Annotated in this window: 18 protein-coding genes and 1 riboswitch; of the genes, 14 read left to right on the plus strand and 4 right to left on the minus strand. The window is 53.7% G+C overall.

Annotated elements, in window-relative coordinates; all coding sequences use genetic code 11:
• Positions 1-20: 20 nt before the first annotated feature.
• The 3 genes from CRO74_RS18400 to CRO74_RS18410 all read right to left on the minus strand — a co-directional run bounded on the left by CRO74_RS18400 (position 21) and on the right by CRO74_RS18410 (position 3,628).
• Positions 21-1,064, minus strand: coding sequence for a YihY/virulence factor BrkB family protein (locus tag CRO74_RS18400; protein WP_245877902.1), 1,044 nt, complete (start codon positions 1,062-1,064; stop codon positions 21-23).
• A gap of 159 nt (positions 1,065-1,223) precedes the next feature.
• The gene (locus CRO74_RS18405) at positions 1,224-2,933 is read right to left on the minus strand and encodes a GMC oxidoreductase (RefSeq protein WP_097127720.1); all 1,710 of its coding nucleotides are present in this window, start codon (positions 2,931-2,933) and stop codon (positions 1,224-1,226) included.
• A 134-nt stretch (positions 2,934-3,067) separates the two neighbouring features.
• On the minus strand, positions 3,068-3,628 hold the full coding sequence (locus CRO74_RS18410; protein ID WP_097127722.1) for a gluconate 2-dehydrogenase subunit 3 family protein: 561 nt from the start codon (positions 3,626-3,628) through the stop codon (positions 3,068-3,070).
• Positions 3,629-4,001: 373 nt separating this feature from the next.
• Between CRO74_RS18410 and CRO74_RS18415 the strand changes: the two genes are divergently transcribed.
• From CRO74_RS18415 to moeB, 12 genes are all read left to right on the plus strand, one after another.
• The gene (locus tag CRO74_RS18415) at positions 4,002-4,592 is read left to right on the plus strand and encodes an RNA polymerase sigma factor (RefSeq protein WP_097127724.1); all 591 of its coding nucleotides are present in this window, start codon (positions 4,002-4,004) and stop codon (positions 4,590-4,592) included.
• A gap of 12 nt (positions 4,593-4,604) precedes the next feature.
• On the plus strand, positions 4,605-5,693 hold the full coding sequence (locus CRO74_RS18420) for a FecR family protein (RefSeq protein WP_097127725.1): 1,089 nt from the start codon (positions 4,605-4,607) through the stop codon (positions 5,691-5,693).
• 61 nt (positions 5,694-5,754) lie between these two features.
• A complete protein-coding gene (locus CRO74_RS18425; RefSeq protein ID WP_097128674.1) occupies positions 5,755-9,222 on the plus strand; it encodes a SusC/RagA family TonB-linked outer membrane protein in 3,468 nt (1,155 codons plus the stop codon).
• Between the two features lie 25 nt (positions 9,223-9,247).
• Entirely contained in the window at positions 9,248-10,771 is a 1,524-nt protein-coding gene (locus tag CRO74_RS18430) for a RagB/SusD family nutrient uptake outer membrane protein (protein ID WP_097127727.1), read from the plus strand.
• A 216-nt stretch (positions 10,772-10,987) separates the two neighbouring features.
• Positions 10,988-11,704, plus strand: a complete 717-nt coding sequence (locus CRO74_RS18435; RefSeq protein ID WP_097127729.1) for a 3-keto-disaccharide hydrolase — start codon at positions 10,988-10,990, stop codon at positions 11,702-11,704.
• A 5-nt stretch (positions 11,705-11,709) separates the two neighbouring features.
• Entirely contained in the window at positions 11,710-13,056 is a 1,347-nt protein-coding gene (locus tag CRO74_RS18440; protein ID WP_097127731.1) for a Gfo/Idh/MocA family protein, read from the plus strand.
• Positions 13,057-13,442: 386 nt separating this feature from the next.
• Complete coding sequence (locus tag CRO74_RS18445) at positions 13,443-17,471, plus strand: putative Ig domain-containing protein (RefSeq protein WP_097127733.1); 4,029 nt, start codon at positions 13,443-13,445, stop codon at positions 17,469-17,471.
• Positions 17,472-17,632: 161 nt separating this feature from the next.
• Positions 17,633-17,725, plus strand: a riboswitch (TPP riboswitch).
• 126 nt (positions 17,726-17,851) lie between these two features.
• Complete coding sequence (thiS, locus tag CRO74_RS18450; RefSeq protein WP_097127735.1) at positions 17,852-18,055, plus strand: sulfur carrier protein ThiS; 204 nt, start codon at positions 17,852-17,854, stop codon at positions 18,053-18,055.
• 2 nt (positions 18,056-18,057) lie between these two features.
• Positions 18,058-18,696, plus strand: coding sequence for a thiamine phosphate synthase (locus tag CRO74_RS18455; RefSeq protein ID WP_097127737.1), 639 nt, complete (start codon positions 18,058-18,060; stop codon positions 18,694-18,696).
• Positions 18,693-19,472, plus strand: a complete 780-nt coding sequence (locus CRO74_RS18460) for a thiazole synthase (protein ID WP_097127739.1) — start codon at positions 18,693-18,695, stop codon at positions 19,470-19,472. The genes CRO74_RS18455 and CRO74_RS18460 overlap by 4 nt, the downstream gene beginning before the upstream one ends.
• Entirely contained in the window at positions 19,469-20,605 is a 1,137-nt protein-coding gene (gene thiH / locus CRO74_RS18465; protein WP_097127740.1) for a 2-iminoacetate synthase ThiH, read from the plus strand. Before CRO74_RS18460 ends, thiH begins: the two co-directional genes overlap by 4 nt.
• Positions 20,602-21,648, plus strand: a complete 1,047-nt coding sequence (moeB, locus tag CRO74_RS18470) for a molybdopterin-synthase adenylyltransferase MoeB (RefSeq protein ID WP_097127742.1) — start codon at positions 20,602-20,604, stop codon at positions 21,646-21,648. The genes thiH and moeB overlap by 4 nt, the downstream gene beginning before the upstream one ends.
• Here the strand turns inward: moeB and CRO74_RS18475 are convergent.
• Positions 21,645-22,241 carry a thiamine phosphate synthase gene (locus tag CRO74_RS18475; RefSeq protein WP_097128676.1) on the minus strand — a complete coding sequence of 199 codons (597 nt, stop codon included), beginning with the start codon at positions 22,239-22,241 and terminating at the stop codon, positions 21,645-21,647. The genes moeB and CRO74_RS18475 overlap by 4 nt on opposite strands.
• A gap of 211 nt (positions 22,242-22,452) precedes the next feature.
• On the opposite strand from CRO74_RS18475, the gene CRO74_RS18480 reads away from it, so the two are divergent.
• Entirely contained in the window at positions 22,453-23,673 is a 1,221-nt protein-coding gene (locus CRO74_RS18480) for a DegT/DnrJ/EryC1/StrS family aminotransferase (protein ID WP_097127743.1), read from the plus strand.
• A gap of 25 nt (positions 23,674-23,698) precedes the next feature.
• On the plus strand, positions 23,699-26,065 hold the full coding sequence (locus tag CRO74_RS18485) for a hypothetical protein (protein WP_097127745.1): 2,367 nt from the start codon (positions 23,699-23,701) through the stop codon (positions 26,063-26,065).
• Positions 26,066-26,404 lie beyond the last annotated feature (339 nt).

The following is a 26,404-nucleotide window of genomic DNA, read 5'->3' on the forward strand; positions in this document are numbered from 1 at the left end:
GGGAGTAAACAGCGTTGGGCTCAGCGCTGTTTACTTTGTTCCACCTTTTTTTCGGTCGGTATAACGCCCGTCTCCTGTTCCCGCTCCGTTTGTTCAATGTACACAGCGTTATCAGCCGGTTCAATCTTTATCCCGAAATGATTGGCATAGGCCTGGGTGAATTCAGCCCCGAAATACAGAATAGCGGCTGTATAGTAAATCCAGGTCAGGATGACGATGAGCGATCCGGCGGCTCCGTAGGCCGAACTGGTAGCGGTGGTATCAATGTACAACCCGATCAGGTACCGTCCCAGCATAAATAGCAGGGCCGTGAAAAGGGCTCCCCAACGTACATCTTTCCAGGCAATTTTGGCATCGGGCAGCACTTTGAAAATGACCCCGAACAAGATGGTAACTACAGCCGCACTAATCAGAAAATTAAGCGCACTGATCACGTAAACGCCAAGGCCGGGCATAAAACGGGTGAGCTGATCACTTAGTGCCAGAACAATACCGTTGACGATCAGCGAAACCAGCAACAGGAATCCTAAACTGACAATCAACGAAGACGATAGCAGTCGATCTTTGATAAGTTTTAACCAGCCTTGTTTCGGTTTCGCCTTGACCCGCCAGATCAGATTGACGGAATCCTGAATCTCTACGAACAGGCTGGTCGCGCCAAGAAGCAGGGTACCAATACCGATAATGAGTGCGGTGCTGGTTTTGCCCGAAAGCCCTACATTTTTGATCATCTCCTGAATCTGCTTCGCGGCTTCATTGCCAACCAGCCCGTTGATCTGCCCAAAAATCTGACCACGAATGGCCTCTTCGCCCAGAAACACACCCGCCAGCGATATGACCAGTACCAGCAGGGGAGCCAGTGAAAAGACGGTATAATAAGCCAGTGCTGCGCTCAGTTTGAGGCAGCGGTCATCCAGAAAACCGTTAAACGAATCGCGTAAAACGATCCATGCATTGGCGAAAAAGCCCTTTGGCGCCTTGGTAGCCGCAGTGGCAGGCGCATCGGGCAAAGGGATTGAGTTTGCAAAAAGCCGCTTGTAGAGCCTCGTCAACAGATTTGTCATAAGAGTAACCATTTTGGTGGCAGAGGCCCCACGCTACAGCATACGGTAGCGGTGCGGGGGCTTCTGCTCACCAGAGAGGTTAACACAAACGCAGACGAGTTGTTAATGAATTGAGCCTTTTGAGAGGGAGTGGGTCTGGCAGGCCGTTATATCATTCGGTTAAAGTCGCTGGGCCTTTAACTCCCGAACGGCAAAGTCGGCAGCGCGGGCCGACAGCGCCATGTACGTCAGCGATGGGTTGACGCAGCCCGACGAGGTCATACAGGCACCATCGGGCACGAATACGTTTTTTACAGTATGAATCTGATTATGAGCGTTGAGGACCGAGGTCTTCGGGTCGAGGCCCATCCGGGCGGTGCCCATCTCGTGAACGGCCCCGCCCACAACTGACCCCTGATCGTAGCCCTTTACGTTGCTGATCCCGGCTGATTCGAGCATTTCCTGAGCATCGTTGAGCATGTCTTTGCGCATCTTTCGCTCGTTTTCGCCAATCTCTGCGTCGAAGGCCACGGTCGGCATTCCCCATTTATCCAACTGGGTTTTATCCAGATACATGTGGTTCCGGTATTCGGGCAGTTGCTCGCCAAACCCGATCAGGCCCATGGTCCACTGGCCGGGGTGGGTGAGTTCTTCTTTCAGTGAAGCTCCGAAAGACAGTTCGGCAACACTACGCTGCCAGCCCTGCCGACCGCCCCCGCCCTGATACCCGAAGCCGCGCAGGTAGTCGCGCTTGTCGGTTCCGATGTTGCGGTAGCGGGGAATGTAAATGCCGTTGGCCCGGCGGCCGTAAAAATACCGGTCTTCGCCACCTTCCCACAGGCCGGAAGCCCCAATCCGGAAATGGTGATCCATTAAATTATGCCCCAACTGCCCCGAATCGTTCCCCATGCCATTGGGATAACGGTCCGACACCGAGTTCATGAGCAGGGCCGTGGACGCCATGGCACTGGCACAAACGAAGATGACTTTGGCGAAATACTCCCGCTGTTCCAGCGTTTCGGAATCGACGACCCGCACACCCGACGCCCGCTGTTTCTGCGCGTCGTGCATGATCTCCGTCACGACCGAATGCGGACGCAGCGTTAGTCGGCCGGTTTTTACCGCCGGAGGAAGTGTACACGACTGAGTGCTGAAATAACCGCCATACGGACACCCCCGAATGCACTGATTGCGGTATTGACAGGGAGCCCGGCCACTGTCCATCTGTATTTTCCGGGCTTCGGATAAATTAGCGGTTCGGCCAATGGTCATGATTCGCCCCGGAAAATTCTTTTCGATCCGTTTTCGCACTTCTTTTTCCACCAGAAACATGTCCATGGGTGGCAGAAACTCACTGTCGGGAAGCTGTGGTAATCCTAATTTTTCGCCCGAAATACCCGCTATTTTCTCAACGTACGAATACCAGGGTGCAATGTCTTTGTAGCGGATGGGCCAGTCGACCCCAACACCTTCGCGGGCATTGGCTTCAAAATCAATATCGCTGAACCGGTACGACTGCCGCCCCCACATGATGGACTTTCCGCCTACAATACCCGGCCGGAGCCAGCGGAAGGGTTTATCCTGCCGGTACGACGTATCGGCACCGGGCATCCAGTAGCTCGGGGCACTTTTGGCCAGGGTCGAATCCTGCGGTGCCTGTGGGTATTTGGGTGCCAAGTCGCCTAAACGGCTCGTTGCGGGCATTTGCCAGGGGCCTTTCAGCGCATCTTCGTAACCCGTTACGTGTTCCAGCGGGCGGCCACGTTCCAGCATAAGTACCCGTAACCCTTTCTCGGTTAATTCTTTAGCGGCCCAGCCTCCGCTAACCCCCGACCCAATCACGATGGCGTCGTAAGTCATTTCTTTTTTGGCGTCGATTGTAAGGAGCATGTTTTTTTTAAGGAGTTAGGAGTGAGGAGCGAGGAGTTAGGAGTTGGAGGGTTGACCACACCGGCGGACCGGCACGTTTTTATGCCGCCGGATGGCTCCTCACTCCTCGCTTCTAACTCCTCACTCCTAAAAATTCATACCGCCCACGCTTTCTGACCCGCCTTCATTGGGATGTCGCCCTGGAAGCGGCCTGGGATGGATACGTAGTCGAGGGCTTTGGTGGCACCTGTTTCGGAGGTGAAGTACCCAACGATGGTCAGCTCACGCAGGCTCAGAAAAAATGGCTTTTGTTGCCGGGTTAGTTGGGTCACAATCTCAGTTTGCTGAGGACGGGTGAGGGCGGAAAAAGACTTCCCAAACGCTGACTGACTCAGTTGTTCGGTTTGGTTTAATCCCAGCTGAAACGCTTCCTGCTGGCTGGCCGCACTGCAATGTCCAAGTACATATTCGATGAACTCACCAACCCCGGCGGCTTTGGCACCGGGCGTATCGGTAGTGGGAATAATCACATCGGCCAAATCGGTAATGAGCATTTGCTGATCCGCCGAAAACCGGACAGCCGTGGTATTTATAGGTTCGCCCCGTAAGGCCGCCTGCACTGGCAGAGAAAGTGTCGCCCCGACCAATAGAGCCAGTCGCTGCAAAGCTTCCCGGCGGGGAATAAATGAGTTGGTTCGTGACGGGGTAGCGCTCATAACTCGTAGCAGACAGAATAAAAAGAGACTACGTACTAAAGCGCCAACGGGCCTTTACTTACCCAAATTAAATCATAGTTTAACTACTTATTGTTCTATGTCACCTATCGATAACCTACGAGTCGACCCTGCTGAAAAGTTAGTCTGAAAGGCCGTCGAAGTACCCGTTAGAACCCATTATTGGTGAAGGAGTAAGTCTGAAATTTAATCGAATTCTATTTTAACAGGCCTTTATAGCAACGTTTGAAAATATTTTCAGAAAAAATGGGATTAAAAACGCCCGGTACAGGCATTAGTATATAGCGGCCTTTGTTTAAGCCAGCTAAATCCACGGATTGTTTTATTGATACTCAACTAACCGTTCCTGATTCCTGTGTTATCCGCCCGTCCTCATACCGATCTGTGGCACGCCTTTCGACAGGGGGACCAGGCGGCCTTTCAGCAGATTTATGGCCTGTACGCCCGCGATCTGCTCAATTACGGTAACAAGGTAACCCGCGACGTGCCTCTGATCGAGGATAGTATCCATGATCTGTTCATCGAACTTTGGCAAAGCCGGGCCAATCTGAGCGATACGGATTCCATCCGGTTTTACCTGTTTCGCTCCCTGCGCAATAAAATCACCAAAACGCGCAATCGGGATTTGTTCTTTCAGGCGTCCGATATCAACGACGCCCCTTTGGCGGCCGACGACTTTATCATTGAAAATACCCTCATTGAAGGCGAAGAAGTACACCGTATCAACCAGCAGCTTCTCAAAAGTTTCGCGTTGCTCACACCCCGCCAGCAGGAGGCTTTGAACCTGCGCTTTTACCAGCACTTCAGCAACGAGGAAATCGCCCAGATTATGGGCGTCAATTACCAGTCGGCCTGCCGGTTCATTTACGCAGCCCTCAAAACGCTTCGCGAAGTTGTCCGAATTCTGAGTGTGGGCTTGCTGTGGGTAGGGTTGGAGGGATTTTAAGAAGACAACACCATGAACTACTATCAATTCAACGCGGAAGACCTGGCAGCCGACGACTATTTTAAAGAATGGGTCTGTTCGCCCACACCCGATACGGACGCGTTCTGGAAGTCGTTCCTGAACGAATATCCCGAACGATATTACCAGCTTGAAGAAGCCAGAGCATTAGTAACGGGGCTGTGGGCTATTCAGCACTTACCCGATCAAACAGCCAGCGTCGAACGCATCTGGAGCCGAGTTGAACAGACGCTGGAGCCAGCGCAGCCCGTATTCCTGCTTCGCTGGATGATCGGACAGCGGGGTTGGCAGGTAGCAGCTCTAATCCTCCTGACACTGGGGGCCGGTTGGCTGGGGATGAATCAGTGGAAGACCGGCAAGACGTTAAAAAATGGACTGGCTCAAACCAATAATGACTGGACCGAAACGCTCAATGAAGCCAGCCAGAGCATGGATATTCAACTCGCCGATGGCAGTCTGGTAAAGCTCCGGCAGGGGGGGCGGCTGCGGTATCGAAAGGAACTGGCCGGTTCTCTGCGCGAAGTCTACCTGACGGGAGAGGCCTTCTTTCAGGTTCGGAAGAATCCCGCCAAACCATTCGTTGTGTATGCCAATGGTCTGGTGACCAAAGTGCTGGGAACCAGCTTTCGGATCAATGCCCCCGCCGATGCACCTACGGTGACGGTTGATGTAAAGACAGGCCGGGTGTCGGTCTACGCCAATCAAACGAGCCGCGTACAGGACCCCGAATCGAACGGGATGGTGCTGACGCCGAACCAGAAAGTGGTCTTTCACCGGGAAGCGGCCACACTCGACAAAAAATTGGTGGATAGCCCCAGCCTGCTCATTTCGCAAAACGAACTACAGCAATTTGTCTTTGACGACGCGCCCGTGGCCCGAATCTTCGGGGCTATCGAACAGGCGTATGGGGTCGACATCATTTTTGACGAGGAGGTGATGCAGCACTGTACCCTGACCTTAAGCCTGGATGACGAAGACCTTTTTCAAAAACTGGACGTCATCTGTAAAGTGCTGGATGCCCAGTACAAACTCATAGATGCCAAAGTTGTCATTTATAGTAAAGGATGCCCGAACGTCAACTAATTCCATGCTGAGGTCTTGAATGGCCTCTGTTCTCAACGATAAACGAAAACCAGTTAAGCCAATGAAAAAACCAATACCAGTTCAAACCCTGCTTTATTTTATGAAACTCTCGGTGTTACAGGTCTGTCTGGCCATGACGTTCTCGGGTGTTTCGCTGGCACTCGATGTTACAGCTCAGGAGATATTGACGAAACGGGTAAGCTTCCGGCTCGAAAACCAGGGCTTACGCAAGGTGTTCAAGGAAATTGAACAGCAAACGAATATTCGATTTGCCTTTCGGTCGCAGGTGATTCCCTTTGATCAGAAAACGACCATCGTTGCGTCGAACGAACCGCTGGGCGATGTACTCAACAAGGTAGTTAAACCGCTCCGGCTCCGGTATGAAGTCGTGGGTCGTCAGATCATTATCAGCCCTGTTCCTCAACCGGTCCAACCGGAAGCTTTGCTGCAACGCATCAATGGCCGTACGGGCTTGCTGGCTGCGGCTGAGCAAACGGTTACGGGCACCGTATCGGACGAAGCGGGCGTAACGCTGCCGGGTGTGAGCGTGGTCATAAAAGGCACCACCCGCGGCACCTCGACGGATGCCGATGGGGCGTTTCGGCTCGTTGTGCCCGATGCGCAGGCCGTGCTGGTGTTTTCCTACGTTGGCTACGAGCCGCAGGAGGTGGGCGTTAACAACCAGACCTCCTTCAAAATTACCCTGAAGGCCGATAGCAAATCCCTCAATGAAGTAGTGGTTGTCGGGTACGGTACGCAGAGAAAAGCCGACCTCACCGGGGCCATTGCGACCATATCGGCGGAGAAGTTAAAGAGTCGGCCGGCGGTTTCCTATGGCGAAGCGCTGGTCGGGCAAATGGCCGGGGTACAGGTGCAGCAAACCAACGGCGCTCCCGGTGGCGAAGGGCTGACGATCCGGGTGCGGGGCACGGGCTCTATTTCGGCTACCAGTTCGCCCCTGTACGTGATCGACGGCTATCCCATTGACGGGAATGCCTTTTCGCTGGTGAATCCGTCGGATGTTGAGAGTATACAGGTACTGAAAGATGCTTCGTCGACGGCCATTTACGGCTCGCGCGGGGCCAATGGCGTTGTGATCGTAACCACCAAAAAAGGCAGCGTTGGCGCACCGACCATTTCTTATAATGCCTTTTATGGTATCCAGCAGGTGGCGAAGAAAATGAACGTCATGAACACCCGCGAATACCTCCAGTTCTTCAAGGATGGGCATAACCAAGCGTGGCTGGATCGGGCTCCAATGCCCGGCGATGCACCTCATACCATCAATGACCCCAACTCGATTCGGGAAAAATATACCAACTCCAGCTTTTACGTCATTCCTGAAAGCTTCAACGACCCGAACAATTTTGCGGATATCAACTGGCAGGACCAGATTTTCCGAATAGCCCCAACCCAGCGGCATGAGTTATCCGTAACGGGCGGTGTCGAAAAAACCCGTTACGCAGTGTCGGGCGGGTACACCAACCAGCAGGGTATCCAGATCAACAGCGACTACAAGCGGTATAACCTGCGCACGAACCTCACCTCTAACCTGAGCAAAAAGCTGGAAGTGGGCGTGTCGATAAGCGGCTATTACTCGGAAAACAACAATGTCGACAACGGCAAAGACAGCCCCTTGTCCTACTCGGTTTATTTACCCCCAATCTACCCCCTCCGCAACGCCGATGGCACCTACGGCTCGCAGGTTCGCAACCCGGAAATCTGGGCGGGCGACGTCGCCAACCCGGTTGGTATTGCCACGGCCATTACGAACTACACCAGCCGCAACGGCTTCATTGCCTCGGCCTACGGTCAGTATGAAATCATCGAGGGCCTGAGGTACCGGATCAGTCTGAACGGCACCATGGAGAACCGGCGGCTGAAATACTACCGCCCTTCGTATGTGGATCTCGACGGTTCCCGGGCACCCCGAACGGCCGACGCCCGCAACGAAACCTGGCTCGACCGGAACTGGCTGATCGAACACACGCTGAATTACAGCAAAACGCTGTTTACCAAACACAGCATCAATCTGTTGGCGGGCTACACGGCCCAAAAGTCGTATGGCGAGTATGCACGGGTCAATGCGCAGAATTTTCCTAATGATGTGGTGCGCACGCTGAGTGCCGGTCAGATCGTGGGCGGAACCAATACAGAATATCAGAACTCACTGATTTCTTACCTGGGCCGCTTCAACTATGCCTACGACGATAAGTACCTGCTGACAGCCAGTATCCGAACGGATGGCTCGTCGCGGTTCGGGTCCAATAACAAATGGGGAACGTTCCCTTCGGTTTCGGCAGGCTGGCGGGTGAGTGGGGAGTCGTTCATGCGCGACGTTCGCCCCATCAGCGACCTGAAAATCCGCGCAAGCTGGGGTCTGGTGGGCAACAATCGCATTGGCGATTACGACGCCATTGCCCGTACCGGCAACAGTTATAATGTCCTGAACAACGCGCTGGTTAATTCGGTCGATCCGATCAACTACCCCAACCCCGACCTCGGTTGGGAAAAAACCCGCCAGTGGAACATCGGCTTCGACCTGGGGCTGCTCAACGAACGAATCCGGCTCGAAGCCGATTTCTACAACAGCCGTTCCGTCGATCTGCTGCTCAGCGTACCGGTACCCACACTGACCGGTTACGCCACCCAGTTACAGAACATTGGTCAACTGGAGAACAAGGGTATGGAATACATGGTCCGGTCACGGAACCTGGTTGGCGCGTTCAAATGGTCGACGGATGCTAATATTTCCTTCAACAAGAATAAAGTACTGGCGCTGGGTCCCGACAGACGGCCTATTTATGCCGGAGCGGCCAACGCGGGGAATACCTTTATTACAACCATTGGTCAGCCCATTGCCACGTTCTTCGGGTATAAGTACGACGGCATTTTCAGGAATCAGGCCGAGCTTGATGCGGCTCCGCACCTGGCAAACGACCACCCCGGCGACCCACGGTATATCGACACGAACAAAGACGGGGTGATCAACGCCGACGATAAAACCTTTCTGGGAAACAATCAGCCCAATTTCATCTTTGGCTTCAGTAATGATTTTTCCTACAAAGGCTTCGATCTCAACCTTCAGCTGACCGGTTCGCAGGGGGCTAAACTGTTCAGCTTCTTTAACCGGATGGTGGGTATCTATCATGGCGACCGGAACGGGCTTGTGAAGTTGAATGACCGCTGGCGTTCCGAATCGGAGCCCGGCTCGGGCGATATTCTCCGGGCCAACCGCGACCCGAAAGGGCTACAGAAAGAACCATCCAGCTATTGGGTGGAAGATGGCTCGTTTGTGCGCATCCGAAACGTATCTCTCGGGTATAACTTTAACAGCGTCCTGCTCAAGCAGCTACGGCTCAAAGGACTACGGGTTTATGTAACGGGACAGAACCTGTACACCTTCACGAAGTATCCCGGTTTCGACCCGGAAACAAGCAGTGAAGGCGGCAGTCTGTCGCGCGGTGGCGATTATCTGGGGTATCCCTCGGCCCGCACCCTCATTGCCGGACTTAACGTAACGTTTTAATCACCCTCTGCTTAACGAGCTACCCATGAAGCGATTTATCCTATTGGCCCTGCTGACCACGGCCTCTCTTTCCTGCCGGAAGGAATTTATTGATCTCCAGCCTATTTCGGAAATGAACGCGGGGATCTTTTACAAGACCGAACAGGACATGAACCAGGCGGTGATGTCGCCCTATGCCTCCCTGCGGTCTCTCTACAATCAGCCGTTTATCTACGTGAGTGAAATCCGTTCCGACAATACGACCTTCTCGTGGGTGCCGGGCAACTCCAAAGACATGACCTCCATCGACAATTTCGGGGATGTGCTGCTGTCGGATAACGGATATGTGCTGACCGTTTGGAACAACGCCTACAATACCATCCTGCGCGCTAATCTCGTGCTGGACAAGATCGACGCCGTTCCCTTCAAAGACCCCAAGCTGAAAGAACAGTACAAAGCCGAGGCAAAATTCATTCGGTCACTCATGTATTTCTGGCTGGTTCGCGTGTATGGCGATGTGCCGAGAGTCGAAAAGCAATTGTCCGTAAACGAGGCTTACACGCTGGGCCGTGCGCCAAGCCAGGAGATTTACGACCTGATTGTGGCCGATCTGAAATTTGCTGAAGCCAACCTGCCCGCTTCCTACGCAGCCGTCGATAAAGGGCGCGTAACCCTTGGCGGAGCCAAAGGACTGCTGGCCAAAGTGTACATGACGATGGCCGGGTATCCCCTCAAAAAAGGTGCGGCCTACTATGCTCTGGCAGAAACGAAAGCGCTGGAGGTTATCAATAATTCGCAGTATTCGCTGGTTCCTGATTATAAAACGCTATTCGACGTAACCAAGAAAAACAGCAGCGAATCGTTGTTTGAAGTGCAGTATAAAAAAGGCGGAACAAACACGGGCAGTCCCTGGAACAACGATTTTGCGCCCCGGTTCTCGAACCGGGAAGTCGTTCTGGTGGGCGACAAAAGCGGATTCAACGCCCCAACGCCGAGCATCTCCAGCGCCTACGAAGCCGGCGACCCGCGAAAAGCAATTTCCATGAGCGACGGCTACGTGTCTACGGCAACGGGAAAACCCGTCAACGAGAAGTACGTGAAGAAGTATTACGATGTGTCATTCAGTGCTTCGGACAATGACAACAACTGGATTGAACTGCGCCTGGCCGATGTGTATCTGCTATACGCCGAAGCGCTGGTGCGGCAGGGCAAACAACAGGATGTGGCCCTTACGTATCTCAACAAAATCCGGCAGCGGGCCAGAAACAGCACCGGTGCAACACCATCCGGTGGGCCCCCGGGTATATTGCCCGATTATACCCCTTTTACGTCCGATGCCGAATTTTTGCTGGCTATCGAAAAAGAACGGCGGGTTGAGCTGGCCTTTGAAAACCATCGGTGGTTCGATCTGGTCAGAACCGAACGGGCCAAAGCGGTGATGACGCAGGAGCAAAAGGAACAGACGGGATTCAACCCAACGGCCTGGAACGACAACATGCTGCTGTTTCCCGTTCCGCTTCAGGCCATTCAGGCCAACCCCGAGAAAATCAAGCAGAACCCCGGTTATTAAGCTGAAGAGGTTTGTTGAACACAGAGGTTATTGTGCTGTCAGCCGGGTCGCCGGTGCGATTCTTAAAACTGACACGTTAGGTTTCTTAAAACCTAACGGATAGCCAATCTGCCTAACGAGGTTTTGAGAAACCTCGCTGGTCAGTTTTAAGAAACTGACCACACGGAAACGATTCTTAAAAGCAAGTTTAGCCTACAAGGCTAGACAACAGTCAAAATGAAACTAACTAGCAAACACATACTGATCAGCAGTGCCTTTATCTGGGTAATGGCATCAGCACCCGTACTGGCACAGCAGGCCAATGCATTAACGCGTCAGGAGAAGAAAGAAGGCTGGGTTCTTCTGTTCGATGGCGTCAGCACGGCTGGCTGGACAACCCCCGGCGGTAAGCCGGTTCCGGCGGGCTGGGTAACAGAAAATGGAACCCTTACCGCGAAGAAAGGCGCCAAAGGGGGCGACATTATCACCCCCGGTGAATACGCCGATTTTGAGCTGAAATTCGACTACAACATCGAACCGGAAGGCAACAGCGGAGTCAAATACTTTTACACCAAGTACGAAACGGGCGGCAACCTGGGTATGGAATACCAGCTACTGGACGACAAACTGGCGGAAGATAACAAGAAGGAGAATCACCTGACGGGCTCCTTTTACGATGCGATACCGCCCGATGCGTCACGCAAAAAGGTAAACGAACCGGGGCAGTGGAACACCGTACGTATTGTGGCTAAAGGCCGACAGGTCGAACACTGGCTCAACGGGATCAAAATTCTGGAATTTACGCGGGGGAGCGTACCCTTTACGGAAGCCGTGGCGCTGAGTAAATTCAATAAGACAGTGCCCGCCTTCGGAACAGTTGAGAAAGGCCATATTCTCCTACAGGAACATGGGAGTGAAATTTCATTCAGGAACATTAAAATCAAGGCATTATAAATTTCATGCAGAACAGACGTGAGTTTATCAAGACAGTAGCCGCCGGTTCGGCGGGTGTGGCCGTGGGCGGAACTGCCTATGGCTTTAGTGCCAAAAGCTACAACCGAATTATTGGGGCCAACGAGTTGGTGCGTGTCGCCACGATTGGTGTCAACAGCCGGGGCAATAGCATGGGGGCTACCATTGCGGGCCAGAAATTCGCCGAGGTAGGTACCGTCTGCGACGTAGACGAACGAGCCATCCCGAAGGCGATTCAGACTATTCTGAAAACCAAACAGACCCTGAAGCCCAAGTCCGAAAAAGACTGCCGACGGGTAATGGAAGACAAATCCATCGACGCTATTTACATCGCCACCCCCGATCACTGGCACGCTCCGCTCACGATCATGGGCTGTCAGGCCGGTAAGCACGTGTACGTCGAAAAGCCGTTGAGTCACAACCCCAAAGAAGGGGAGATGGCCATTGCGGCAGCCCGCAAATATAACCGGGTCGTTCAGATGGGCGCCCAACGGCGTTCGGCACCTACTCTGACGCAGGGTATCGAAGAACTCCACAAGGGCATCATTGGCCGGGTCTATCTCGCCAAAACGTGGTACACCAACAAACGGAAAGCGACCAACCTGAAACCGGGAACGGTGCCGTCGTGGCTCGATTATGACTTATGGCAGGGTCCCGCGCCACGAGTTCCGTATCAGGAAGGGCTGATCCACTACGACTGGCACTGGTTCTGGCACTGGGGCACCGGCGAAGCCCTCAACAACGGTACCCACGAGGTCGATGTGGCCCGCTGGGGACTTGGCGTCGACTTCCCGACGCGGGTCAGCTCCGTTGGCGGCCGGTATGAGTTCAAAGACGACTGGCAAACCCCCGATACGCAGATCGTGATCATGGATTACCCGAACCGGGTATCGCTGATGTGGGAATCGAGAAGCTCGAACGGGCGGAAGATTGAGGGGCTCGACCGGGGTATCATCTTCTACGGAGAAAACGGAAGCCTCGACACCGGTGGCGATAGCTACAAAGTTTACGATCTGGATGGCAAGCTGGTAAAGGACGTCAAACCCGCCGTAGCCGAAAGCGACATGCAGGGACGTAACACAGCCAGTCCCAGCCTGGGCATGGATAGCCTACACGTAGCCGACTTCCTGGACGCGATCAAAAATAACCGTCGCCCAAACTGCGATGTGGAATTGGGCTATAAGAGTGTCGTGGCCATGCAGTTGGGCAACATTGCCTGGCGAGTTGGCCGGGATCTGAAGATCGACCCGAAAAACGGCCATATTCTGGACGACAAAGAGGCTCAGAAACTCTGGGGTCGTGAGTACGAGAAAGGGTGGGAGCCCAAAGTCTAAACGCATAGGGTCCGTAGACGGAGAGACTAACGCTTAGCGTAAGCGACAGTCTCTCTATCTACATTCAGTTACAGGGTGCTCGGTGAATGATACTCTAAACGCTACATTATAGTGTTTAAAGTATCATTCACCGAGCACCCTTTTTGTTTATTTATTAATCGGTCAGTAGTGTCTATGCCGTTTAATAAACAAATATCAACAAATTGTCATTGACGGGTTTCCAGAAAATAATAAAACAATTTAGAATTGTACTTATCCACTGATCATTAGCACCTTAATAATAACTCTAATAAATATACGTAGTCTATAACGTCCATCTATTAAAAAATATTTATTTTTCGGTCATTAAACCGTAACTGTATACTAATTTTTAATTTAAGTAAATAATGGTTTGTAGAATCCTCTTCCTCTTTTTCTCACTTTCGGTTGCCCTTTGCCCGCTCAAGCCCGCTCAGGCCCAATCCAAACGTCTTGTCTCGTTTTCGTTCACTCTCTCGGGTGATAAGCGCACCAGTGCAGGTGTGTTTACCAAAGATGGTGTTCTCCTTCGCACGCTCTGGAGCGGTGTCAATATGACATCTGGCTCATATACCAAATACTGGGATGGTCTTAACGATGAGGGACAGCCGGTCCCGTTAGCGGCTTACGACATCAAACTGGTTTCGAACAACGTGACCTATACCTGGGAGGGTGTTATTGGCAACTCCTCCTTCGGTAAAAGTCAGGGCAATGCGCTTCAGCGGGGTTTTCTGCGTATTCAGTCCATGGCCACTGCGGGTAATGCCGTCTACTATGGAGTGGGGTATGCGGAGGGCCACCCGTCTCAGGCTAAATTTAACGTAAATACCCCTCAGCAGCGGATCGAGTTTTCCCGCAAAGGCAGTACAGACCAGGCTACTTTGTTTGTTGCTACCGATGGCACTACGGTTTACTGGGCAGGCTATGATGGCTATAACAACGGCAACAACTGGTTCATTTATGGCACAAATACCAGTGATAACGCCCAGCGGCAGTTTTCCTATGGACAGCCCCAAAAGATGGTCATGGGCGATACATACAGTTCCTGTATCGATGTGATCAACAACTCCAATGGCACCATAACGGGGCTGGCCGTGCAGAAACGGGGGCGCTTTCTGTTTGTGTCGCACAAGGCCCGCCACCTGGTTCGGGTAATTGATAAAAACAGCGGGGCGCAGATACAAAACCTGTTCTTTAACGATGCCGCCGGTTTGGCGGTAGATCGGGACGATAATTTGTGGGTTATCAATGGGAAAACAGTTGGCAAGTTCGGCGTACGGTCAGATGGCACCCTGACCGATCCGCAACTGATGCTGTCTGGTATAGAAGCGCCCATGGCACTGGCGGTTTCACCCGATAACAATACCCTACTGGTGGCCGATGGCGGAGGAAGCCAGCAGGTGAAGGCTTTCAATAACCAGACGGGCGAAGCCCTTTGGCAGTTAGGTCAGGCAGGAGGTTACAGCGTAGACCCCAACGTGACAGATGATAAATTCTACTTTTCGGATGTGAGCGGCAGCATTAACAGTACGTTTCTGTCGTATAACGAAGATGGTTCGTTCTGGGTGGGTGACTCGGGTAACTACCGCGCCCAGCATTATTCCGGCAACCGTTCGTTCATTGACCGGATTCAGTACATGCAGAATAACTACAGCTGTTATGTAGACCAGAATAACCCGCGTCGTGTGTTTGGCCAGTACCTGGAGTTTGCCATCGACTACAGTCAGCCGGTAGGCACGGGATGGACACTGGTCAAGAACTGGCGGGCTACAATTCCGGCCAGCTATTTCGAGAACCTGACCATCAACCACATCTATATTACCCATATTTTTCGCGATGTAGCGACCCTCTCCAACGGGCGAACGTACGGTTTCCTGCGTCGTTTTACCGACAATAAATGGGTACTGGTGGAGTTGCCCGCCACGGGACCCGTTCGCATGACCGGTGTCGTTTTCGATACAGACAACCGGTACACCTATCACCTCTGTGCCGATGGCTCCCTGAAGCAATCCGTTGCCAACCTCAGCGGTACGGTAGGTACGGTCGACTGGCAGAATCGGCCTCTAACGGGTTTCAATGCTAACAATGATCCCGTATGGGGACCGGCCGCTCCCTATGCTACGGCACCCATTGCCAGTGGGGGCGAACCCATCACCTGGCAGGGCGGGCAGTCACGAACGGGCGCAACGACCACCTCAAATGTGATGGTTTCCTTCGATGACGGTAAAATTGACGGAGAAAAAGGCGGTGGATATCATTTGGGTGGTATTCGGGTTAATGACAACAAGTGGTTATGGAAAACCGCCCATGCTACATCGGTCGACTATCAGGGAGCGTATCCTATTGACGGAGCCTATGATGTGGGCAACGACGTCGAGTACGGCGGTGGGGGCGTCAGTATTTTTGAGCGCAGTATTTTCTGGAATTACCACGGTGAGTTCTGGAAGAATACCCAGGTCAACAAATGGCAGCACGTCTACGATAACGGCCTACTGGTCGGTATTTTCGGAAAAACAGGCCTGGATGCCCGGGTTGAAGCACCCGATGGAGGACCCGTACCCGGCATGGCCGGTAATGTGTATTACGGTACGGTCATTAAGGGGCCGGATGGTAATGTTTACCTTTACCACGGCGAAGAAGCAGGCTGGTCGGGTATACACCGGTGGCGGATAGACGGGCTTAACACCATTCAGGAGCAAACCATCAACTTACAGGATCTGGGCAGCTACGGCTACGGTGATGACCCGTCTCAGTCAGGGGGCGTCGATTTGCTGAGTGGCCTGCCAGTGCGGGGGACGCTTGCCGATAATACCGCCGGATGGAGACGAAACCCGGCTAATGAATTCAATAATGCGTATAATGATAAATGGACAGCCAAAACAAGTATCATGAGTTACGACCGGTTCAGCAGTCCCGATTTGTACGTGAACTTTTCCAAAGAAGGCGCAACGTATACGGTAACCCGTGATCTGGGCACTTCCTCCAGTCTGTCGAGCTGGAGTCTGAAAGGCGTCATCACTTTCAACGGGACCAATCCCAATAATGGCACGCCAGAACAGGCCGACTCCGGGGGTAGTTATTTCGAGGTGCTGGACAGCAATGGGAAAGTACTGGCTCGAATTTTCAACCAGGTATTTTTTGGTGAGACCAATACGCCGGTACGATTGATGGCCAATCGGCAGGTTATGGGACAGTCGGAGTTTTTTAATCCGGCTACTTCCACCGGCACGACGTCCGATCCCATTGATATAAGCATGTCCGGCGGAATGCTAACCGTGAAATATGGTAATTATGCGCCCGTAACGGTACCTTCTTTCGAGAACGGCGGAAACCTGATGAGTCCTAAAACCGTTCGACTATACTTCTGGAGCAAGGGCCGAAACTACGAGCGAACCATCGACATCCAGCGCCTGCGTTTTTACACCGGTGCAACAACCAGTGTTACCTCGTCGGCCCCCGTGGTGTCGAACCCCCTGGCCGATCAGGTTGGTGCGGTTGGGCAGAGTATGACGTACACCTTCCCGGCTGGCAGCTTCACCGATGCTGATGGCGACAATTTGACTTACTCCGCCAGTTTGTCGAGTGGGGCGGCACTGCCCGGCTGGTTAGCCTTTAATGCAACCGGCCGTACCTTTAGTGGTGTAGCCAATGCCAGTGGTTCCCTAACGATCAGAGTAACCGCCAGCGATGGGCGGGGCGGGCAGGTTTCCGATGAGTTCGGCCTCACCGTCAATCCGGCAGCCGCTGCTCAACAGGCCGTGGTGAGTATGAGTTTGATGAATGCTGATAATCTGGAGGAGATTAAAGTACTTACTTCCGGTGAGCAAATTAACCTGGCCACACTGCCTACGCGTAACATCAGCATTCGGGCCAATACCAATCCCGGCACAGTTGGCAGTGTAAAGTTCAACCTCACCGGTGCCCGGAACCACAGCATCACCGAGTCGATAATACCTTATGCTTTGTTTGGTGATAACAGCGGAAGATACAATCCCTGGACACCCGGAACAGGCCAGTATACGCTAACGGCTACGCCTTACAAGAATAGCGGAGGGGGCGGTACGGCGGGTACGGCATTGACTCTTAACTTTTCGGTAATCAATCAGGCTCCCGGCAGCCGCTTGGGCGCAACCGAGCCGCAGGATTTTGATGGCTTGCAGGTTAAGTATTATCCAAACCCATTTACTGAATCGTTTACGGTACAGGTGCAGGGTCAACCGTCGGCCAAACTGCCTTTGCTGATGTACGATAGCTACGGCCGGGTGGTGTTGCAACGGGACGATCTGGCACCGGAACAGATCATTAGCGTAAGCAGCGGATTTGCGCCGGGTGTGTATATGATTCAGATAGGAACAGGAATAGAATCCAAACGCTACAAGATCATTAAAGCGCAGTAAACTATACGGTTTTCCGTTACAGTAGTCTCAATACCCGCAACCCCGGACCCAATTATAGCAGATCGCTGTAATCGGGTCCGGGGTTGTGGTTTTAGGTCGATAAAGTTTGTCGATATATGAAGATTTGTTCAAAAACCAGATTACATTTGCCTTGCTGAAAAGCAAAGCTTTAGGGGTGCCCATGCCGGGCTGAGAGATCACCCTTTGAACCTGAACAGGATAATACCTGCGGAGGGAAAAGCGAGAATACAGGCCTTTGTTCAATCGGTTCGTGCCAACAAACCGCACGGGCTGCAAAAGGTCATTCTACGTATTTCCCCGTTCGTTTAGTCCCCAGGTTGCCCCGATAGCTGTTTTTTCTGCATAACCCATGCACGATTATGACGCTAACGGTCAACAATCAATCCGTCGAAATCGCAGCCTCCGCATCGCTGGGAGCCCTGCTGACTCAACTGGCCATCGCTAACCAAAAAGGTATTGCGGTGGCCGTCAATAATGCCATTGTGCCCCGCGCTGCCTGGGAGCAGTTTGCCTTATCGGGCAACGAGAAAGTCACCATTTTACAAGCCACTCAGGGAGGATAACGATGAGCCACGCTACGATTAGTCCCCTACAGTACATAACAACCCGCCCCGAAGAGGCCGAGGTTACCTGCCGGGCCGGAGCCGACTGGATTCAGCTCCGACTGAAAAACAGGTCGTACGCCGACTGGAAAGCCATTGCCCTAGAAACGCTGGCCGTTTGCCGACAGTACAGGGCTAAACTGATCCTCAATGACAACCCGCTGCTGGCCGCCGACATTGGTGCCGATGGCGTGCATCTGGGTCAGGAGGATATGCCAATCCCGGAAGCACGTGCCCTGCTGGGCGATAAATTTATCATCGGAGGAACGGCCAACACCCTCGAAACCATACTGGCGCATCAGCGCGATGGTGTCAATTACGTGGGGCTGGGGCCTTTTCGGTTTACGACGACCAAAGCGGAACTAAGCCCCATTCTGGGTCTGGAAGGGTATCGGCGGATTCTAACGGCTTTGCTGCATCAGCAAATTTCGTTGCCCATTATTGCTATTGGCGGGATTACTTTGGCGGATGTGCCCGCCCTGCTGGAAACGGGCGTGTATGGTGTCGCGGTGTCGTCGGCCATTACGGGGGCGGCCGACCCGGTGGCTCAAACGCGGCTGTTTCTCAGTCAACTAACGACTTCAACTTCTTTTTTCGAATGAACACACAATCGGTCATGATTGCCGGTAAATCGTTTGGCTCGCGCCTGTTTACCGGAACGGGCAAGTTCGGCTCGGCACAGCTCATGGAAGACGCCCTGCTGGCCTCGGGTACCGAACTGGTAACGGTGGCCCTCAAACGGGTCGACACCACGAATCGCCAGGACGATATGCTGTCTTACTTGGCTCACCCACAGTTCAATCTGTTGCCCAATACATCCGGTGTGCGCACGGCCAAGGAAGCCGTTTTTGCCGCCCAAATGGCCCGTGAAGCACTGGAAACGAACTGGCTCAAACTGGAAATTCACCCCGACCCCAAATACTTGCTCCCCGACCCCATCGAAACGCTGAAAGCCGCTGAAGAACTGGTTAAACTGGGTTTTGTGGTCTTGCCTTACATCCATGCCGATCCGGTGTTGTGCAAGCGACTGGAAGAAGTCGGGGTGGCGGCCGTAATGCCACTGGGCGCGCCCATCGGTACGAACAAAGGATTACGAACAATTGATTTTCTGGAGATCATCATTGAGCAGAGCCGTGTGCCGGTGGTCGTGGATGCCGGTTTGGGAGCACCCTCTCACGCTGCCGCTGCCATGGAACTGGGGGCCGATGCCGTACTCGTCAATACGGCCATCGCCGTTTCGGACGACCCGGTACGTATGGCCGTAGCCTTTAAGCTGGCCGTCGAAGCAGGTCGGTTAGCCTACGAAGCGCGACTGGCCCAACCTTCCGTAGCCGCCCACGCCAGTAGTCCGCTCACCGCTTTTCTCGATGAATTATGAGTACAACAACCTGGTTTGACGCCCACGACTGGAACACCGTTCAGCGGGATATTCAGGCCGTTACCCCCCGTCAGGTAGAACGGGCGCTGGGCAATACCCGCCGGACACTCGATGATTTTAAAGCCCTGATCTCACCGGCGGCTCAGGCGTATCTGGAACCCATGGCTCAGCTTAGTCACCAGCTAACGCAGAAACGGTTCGGCAAAACGATCCAGTTGTACGCTCCCCTGTATCTGTCCAACGAATGCCAGAATATCTGCACCTATTGTGCTTTCAGTCTCGACAATAAAATTGTCCGCAAAACCCTCACCGATGCAGAGATAGGGCGCGAGGCCGATGCTCTGAAGCAACTGGGTTACGATCATGTTCTGCTGGTGACGGGTGAGGCAAATCAGACCGTTGGGGTGCCTTACCTGCGGAACGCTATCCGGCTGCTACAGCCGCACTTCGCCCATATTTCCATGGAAGTGCAGCCGCTCGACCAGCCCGAGTATGAAGAACTAATTGCTGAAGGGCTTAATACGGTGCTGGTGTATCAGGAAACGTATCATCAAGAAACGTATAAAAACCATCACCCGAAGGGCAAAAAATCAAATTTCGCTTACCGACTCGATACCCCCGACCGGCTGGGTCGAGCGGGCGTGCATAAGATGGGCCTGGGCGCGTTGCTGGGCCTGGAGGATTGGCGTACGGACAGCTTTTTCACGGCGGCTCACCTGCACCACCTCGAACGAGCATACTGGCAGACCAAGTACAGCATCTCCTTCCCGCGTTTGCGGCCCATCGACTTACTCCAAAATGATACCATCACGTCCAAATCCTTCGAACGCTGCATGACCGATCGGGATTTGGTCCAGTTGATCTGCGCCTATCGGCTGTTCAACGAGGAGGTCGAACTCTCACTGTCGACCCGCGAAACGCCCCGCTTCCGCGACCACGTTCTCAAATTGGGGGTCACCAGCCTGAGTGCCGGGTCGAAAACCAACCCCGGTGGCTATGCCGTAGAGCCGCAGTCGCTGGAGCAGTTTGCCATTTCGGATGAACGAAGCCCCGCCGAGATGGTCGACGTTATTCGCAAACAGGGATACCAGCCGGTTTGGAAAGACTGGGATAAAACGCTCGCTGCCTTATGACCGATGGTGAATTGAATCGCTACAGCCGCCATATTAGCCTGCCCGAGATTGGGCTGGCCGGGCAGCAACGATTGAAACAGGCACGCGTGGCCCTTATCGGGGCGGGTGGATTAGGGTGCCCGGTGGGGCAATACCTCACGGCTGCGGGCATCGGTACGCTGGGGATCATCGACGGCGACGTAGTGGAAGAAAGCAATTTGCAGCGGCAGATTCTCTTTTCGCCCGAGCACATTGGCCAGTCAAAAGCAACGGTAGCCGCCAATCTGCTGGCCCGGCAGAATCCATATTGTCAGGTGATTGCGCATCCGGTCTTTTTAACCCGCGACAATGCGTTGTCCTTATTAATGGATTACGACATCGTGGTGGATGGCTCCGATAATTTTGCGACGCGCTATCTGGTCAATGATGCCTGCGTTTTGCTTGGGAAACCGCTGGTGTTCGGCTCTATTTACAAATTCGACGGGCAAGTGAGTGTGTTCAACCACGCGGACGGTCCCACATACCGATGCCTGTACCCCGAACCCAGCGACCTTGCTGTCTGCGCCGAAGTGGGGGTGCTGGGCGTGTTGCCGGGCTTGACGGGATGCCTGATGGCCAGCGAAGTGATTAAGCTGGTAACGGGCGTTGGCGACTTGCTGAGTGGTACGCTATTAGTTTTCAATGCGCTTACGCTCTCCTTCAACACCTTTTCGTTTACGGCTAATCCGGCCAATAAATTGATCACAGCGCTCCCCCGGTCAGAAGCCGACTGCGCCCTGCCCGTTCCGGAAATAACGGCATCAGCCTGGTTAGTCCAGACCAACCGCCCTGTATTGATCGACGTGCGGGAGCCGCATGAGTACGAGCGGGAGAATTTGGGTGGGCAGTTATTGCCGCTGGCCGAGCTGTACCAAAATCCCGAGCGGGTGCCGAGCGATCGGCCGGTTATTATCCACTGCCAGTCGGGGGCGCGAAGCCGGAAAGCCGTAGCCTTTTTGCGGGAAAAAGGGTATCGGAACGTGCTCAACTTGCAGGGCGGCTTGAACGCTCTCAAGCGCCTTTAGCGGGAAAGTACTTCCTGTATTTGCCGGAGTGCATCGACCGCATCTGCGACTTGCCAGAGTGCGCCCATCAGCGCGGCCCCATCAAAACCGGCCCCACGAACGAGGGCTACATTCTCCGCCTGTATGCCACCCAGCCCAATCAACAGGGGTAAGGCTCTGTGCTGTTGCCGAATTGCCGACACTTCCTGTGCGGTAACCACCAGACTGCTCGACGGCCCATAGCCCGGTTTACTGATGCTCGGAAAAAGTGGACTGTAAAGCACCAGCTCAACCTGTCCGGCTAGCCGTGGCCACTCGCTGAGGGAATGAATGCTGGTCGAAAAAGGGAGACCGTCGGCGAAGGTCGCAGACCAGCGATCGGCGTCTTTCAGATGCCAGCGAAACGATGCCGGTACAGCGCTCCCTTGTGAAGCCGGGAGCAGTATTGATGGCTGAAAGACGGTTGGAAGTTGGGTCAGTCCGGCGCTATCGGCGGGGGCTCGCCAGTATAGAAAATCAAGACCGCCGGTCAGTAGTAACTGAGTCGTTGCGATGTCCTGACTTTGCGGGCTGCCATCGGTTATGCCCAATAGTAGAAACGGATTTTTATTCACTTGATAAACTGCACTGGGGTTTTCGACTAGAAATAAAGCGAATTGATTGGCCAATAGCCTGAATCGGGCCTGTTGGCGTATTAGTTATTGGTTATAAAGTTATTGGTTTGGGACGTTGGCTATACCATTCAAAATCAATCAGTAACTCAATAACTAATAACTCACTAGCTAATAACCATTAACCAGTCACTACTAACCACTAACCAATAACGTGACTAAAACAGCATTAGCCATACAGGGTGGCGAGAAAGCCGTCAAGACCACCTTCCCATGGCCCATTTACGATGAGCAGGATGTACAGGCCGTCGCCGAACTGGTGCGGAGCGGGCAATGGGGCAATCCGGACTGCGCCGGGGCCGTTGCGGAATTCGAACAGCAGTTTGCCCGGTATTGCGGCAGTAAATACGCCATAAGCTGCGTCAATGGGTCGGTGTCCCTGCGTTTGGCGCTGATTGCCTGTGGCGTACGACCCGGCGATGAAGTCATTGTTCCGCCCTATACATTCATTGCCACGGCTTCTGTGGTGCTGGAGGTCAACTGCGTTCCCGTTTTCGTCGATATTCAGCCCGATACCTATAACCTGGACCCTGTTGCCATTGAGGCCGCCATTACGGAACGGACCAAAGTGATCATTCCGGTTCATTTTGCTGGTTTGCCCTGCCACATGGACGCTATCCTGGATATTGCCCGCCGACACAATTTGCGGGTCATTGAAGATGCGGCCCACGCGCATGGTGGGGAGTTCCAGGGCCGAAAACTCGGGTCTATTGGCGATGCGGGCAGTTTCAGCTTTCAGTCGTCCAAAAACCTGACCTCGGGCGAAGGCGGCATGGTCATTACCAGCGACGACGACCTGTACCGAACCATGAACTCTATGCGGAACGTGGGGCGACTGCCGGGCGGACAATGGTACGACCATTTCAATCCGGGTTGTAACTACCGAATTACGCAGCTACAGGCCGTTTTGCTCAGTAAACAGCTGGAGCGGCTGGAGGAACAGACACACATCCGCAACGAAAACGGGCTTTATTTGGATAGCCTACTGGCCGATGTAGAGGGAGTTACCCCGCTGAGCCGGGGAGGAGAGGAGCTGATTCACCCGTATCATCTCTATATTTTCCGGTACGATAAGACCAAATTCGGTCAGGTGTCCAAGCAGGAGTTTGTGGCGATGCTGGCGGCAGAAGGCGTTCCCTGTTCGGCGGGGTATCCGCATCCGTTGTACAAGCAGCCCGTTTTTCAGCAAAAAAACTGGCTCTGCTACGCCCTGCCCGACACCGTCGATTATACGAATGTGACCTGCCCGGTTGCCGAACGCGCCTGCACCGACGAAGCCGTGTGGATTTTTCAGCAGGCCATGCTGGGGTCACGCACCGACATGGAGTCCTTTGCCGAAGCCATTCGCAAGGTTCAACACGCCGTTAGTAATTAGCCTGTCCCGTTTCCCCGCCCACCGTATGTACCTAACCCGTCTTGTTTCCCGACTCTTTTTCCTTACACTTCTGACTGTTGCCGGATCGGGCTTACTGTTGGCGCAGCCTATTAATCTACAACGGGCGGTTGTGCTCGTATCGCCCTCAATTCCGGCACCCATGCGCGTAACGGCTCCCCAAATGCTGACGGAGGAGATTGCCAAACGAACCGGCACAACCCTGAAAAGCGTAACCGTCTGGCCAAAAACGAACCCCGTTTGTGTAGCGTTTGCGCTGGCGAGCGATACCGATTTACAAGGTGTTTCGGTGCCAGTAAATTCAGAAAAACAGCGCCCGGAGGCACTGCCGGAAGGGTTTCGCGTTGTCAGCGATGTAACACCCAAAGGCACCACGCTCTGGATCATTGGCGCCGACGCCCGTGGTATTTTATACGGTACGGGATGGCTCCTGCGAAACCTTACCATGGATCGAAAGCGGCTCGAACTGGCCGCACCCGCCAACATCGCTACTGCACCCGCTTACCCCATCCGGGGGCATCAACTGGGGTATCGGTCAACGGCTAATTCCTACGATGCGTGGTCGGTGGCGCAGTTCGACCAGTACATTCGGGAACTGGCTATTTTTGGTACCAACGCCATCGAGGGCATTCCGTTTCACGAAGACGAAAAGCCAAGCCCTCATTTTAAGCTGCCTGCACCGGAAATGCGGGTCAAAATGAGCGAGATATGCCAGAAATACGACCTCGATTACTGGGTGTGGACACCCGCCACGTTTGCGCTGACCGACGCGGCCAAACGAACCGCCGAACTCGCACTGCACGAGGCTTTTTACAAAGCCTGTCCCCGGCTCGACCACATCTTTGTGCCGGGGGGCGATCCGGGCGATAATCACCCCCGGGAGGTGATGCCTTTCCTGAAAGACCTGCACACGCGCCTGACAAAATACCACCCGAAGGCCAAAATATGGCTCTCGTTACAGGGGTTCAGCGTTGAGCAGGTCGATTATTTCTACGGGTACCTCGTGCAGCAAAAACCCGACTGGCTGGCGGGTCTGGTTCACGGACCGGGGAGCCCGTCGCTCGCCGAAACCCGCTTCCGGCTCCCGAAGAAATACCAGCTTCGGCAGTACCCCGACATTACCCATAACGTCCGTTGCGAATACCCGGTCGAGCGCTGGGATCAGGCCTATGCGCTGACGCTGGGCCGGGAAGCGGCCAACCCGCGCCCGTATTTCTTCGCCAAAGCGCAGACAGCGGCAGCCCCCTTTACCGACGGCTTCGTGTCGTATTCCGATGGCTGTCATGACGATGTGAATAAGGTCGTGTGGAGTATGCGTGGCTGGAATCCGGAGGCCGATGTCAACGAAATACTAGCCGATTATGGCCGTTTTTTCTTTGGCCCGACACTGGATGCCGCAACCGCCAATGGCATTGCGGCTCTTGAACAAAACTGGCAGGGGCCACTGGCCGAAAACGGTGGGGTAGAAGCTACCTTCGCCTTCTGGAAAAAGCTGGAAGCCGATCAACCAGCACTCGCAAGTAACTGGCGGTGGCAACTGTTCCTGCTTCGGGCAACTTACGATGCGTATACCCGCAGACGTTTGCTGTATGAGCAGAGCCTTGAAAAGCAGGCTAATCAGTTGCTCGCCAGCGCCGACATCACCGCACCCGAAATGGCTATGAGTCAGGCGCTGGATGTGGTGAATCAGGCGGATAAAAATCCCGTCTTGCCCGAGTTGCGCAACCGGATCGAAACCCTGTGCGCCGATTTGTTTACCTCCGTTGGCTTGCAAACCAGCGTGCCCAAGTACAAAGCAAAAGGTTACGAACGCGGCTGTTTGTTGGATTTTGTCGATTATCCACTCAACAACCGCTGGTGGCTGGCCGATGAGTTTGTTAAGGTCAAATCCCTGCAAACGAAGGCCGGACAGCTAAATCGTTTGCGGGAAATCAGCGTCTGGGAAAACCCCGGCAAGGGCAGTTTTTACGACGATGTGTCGAGCGTGAGTAAAGGGCCGCGCGTAAAAACCATCTCCGACGATGCCACCGATATTGCCTGGTGGCAGGATGGCCGCAGTCGTGCCCGACTATCGTCGCAAACCTACCAGCGGAGCCCGTCGCTCACCTACGAAAATCTCGATCCCGGTGCCCGGTATGTTGTTCGGGTGGTGGGGTTTGGCGAAGCCCTGTTGCGCGTTGATGGTCAGCGACTCGAACCAACGGTCTACAACCGGGAGGCCGATACCGTGAAAGAATGGATTGTGCCGCTGTCGGCCACGCAGGACGGTCGCATCAGTGTCACGTTCGATCAGCCGGAAGAGTCGCACCTGAACTGGCGGCAAAATTCCCGCATTTCCGACATCTGGCTGCTGAAGGAAAAAGGAGGTGAGTAAATGGAGCCGCCTGGTTCTTTGGACGTAGTTTGCGCACTGGTGCAATGTAGTCGCGTAGCGACGAGATGTTTATAGTCAAGGTTCTCCCCTGAGCCAACGGACGTGCCGTAGGTAAGCGACTTATAGCGATTGTTGCGTACCTACGGCACGCCAATTAAGGCTATGACGATTTATTGCTACAAACATTTCATCGCTATGCGACTAAAAATTTTATAGGATTGATCGCCGTATAGTACTGATTATTAAGTTTATATGTTGCCGTAAAACTCGACCCCCGAACTATTTATGCCTGTATCTATTGAGTGCTAAAAAAGATTGTTAGCTTTGTAATACAAAGTA

The organism is Spirosoma fluviale (assembly GCF_900230225.1).
Lineage (GTDB): Bacteria > Bacteroidota > Bacteroidia > Cytophagales > Spirosomataceae > Spirosoma > Spirosoma fluviale.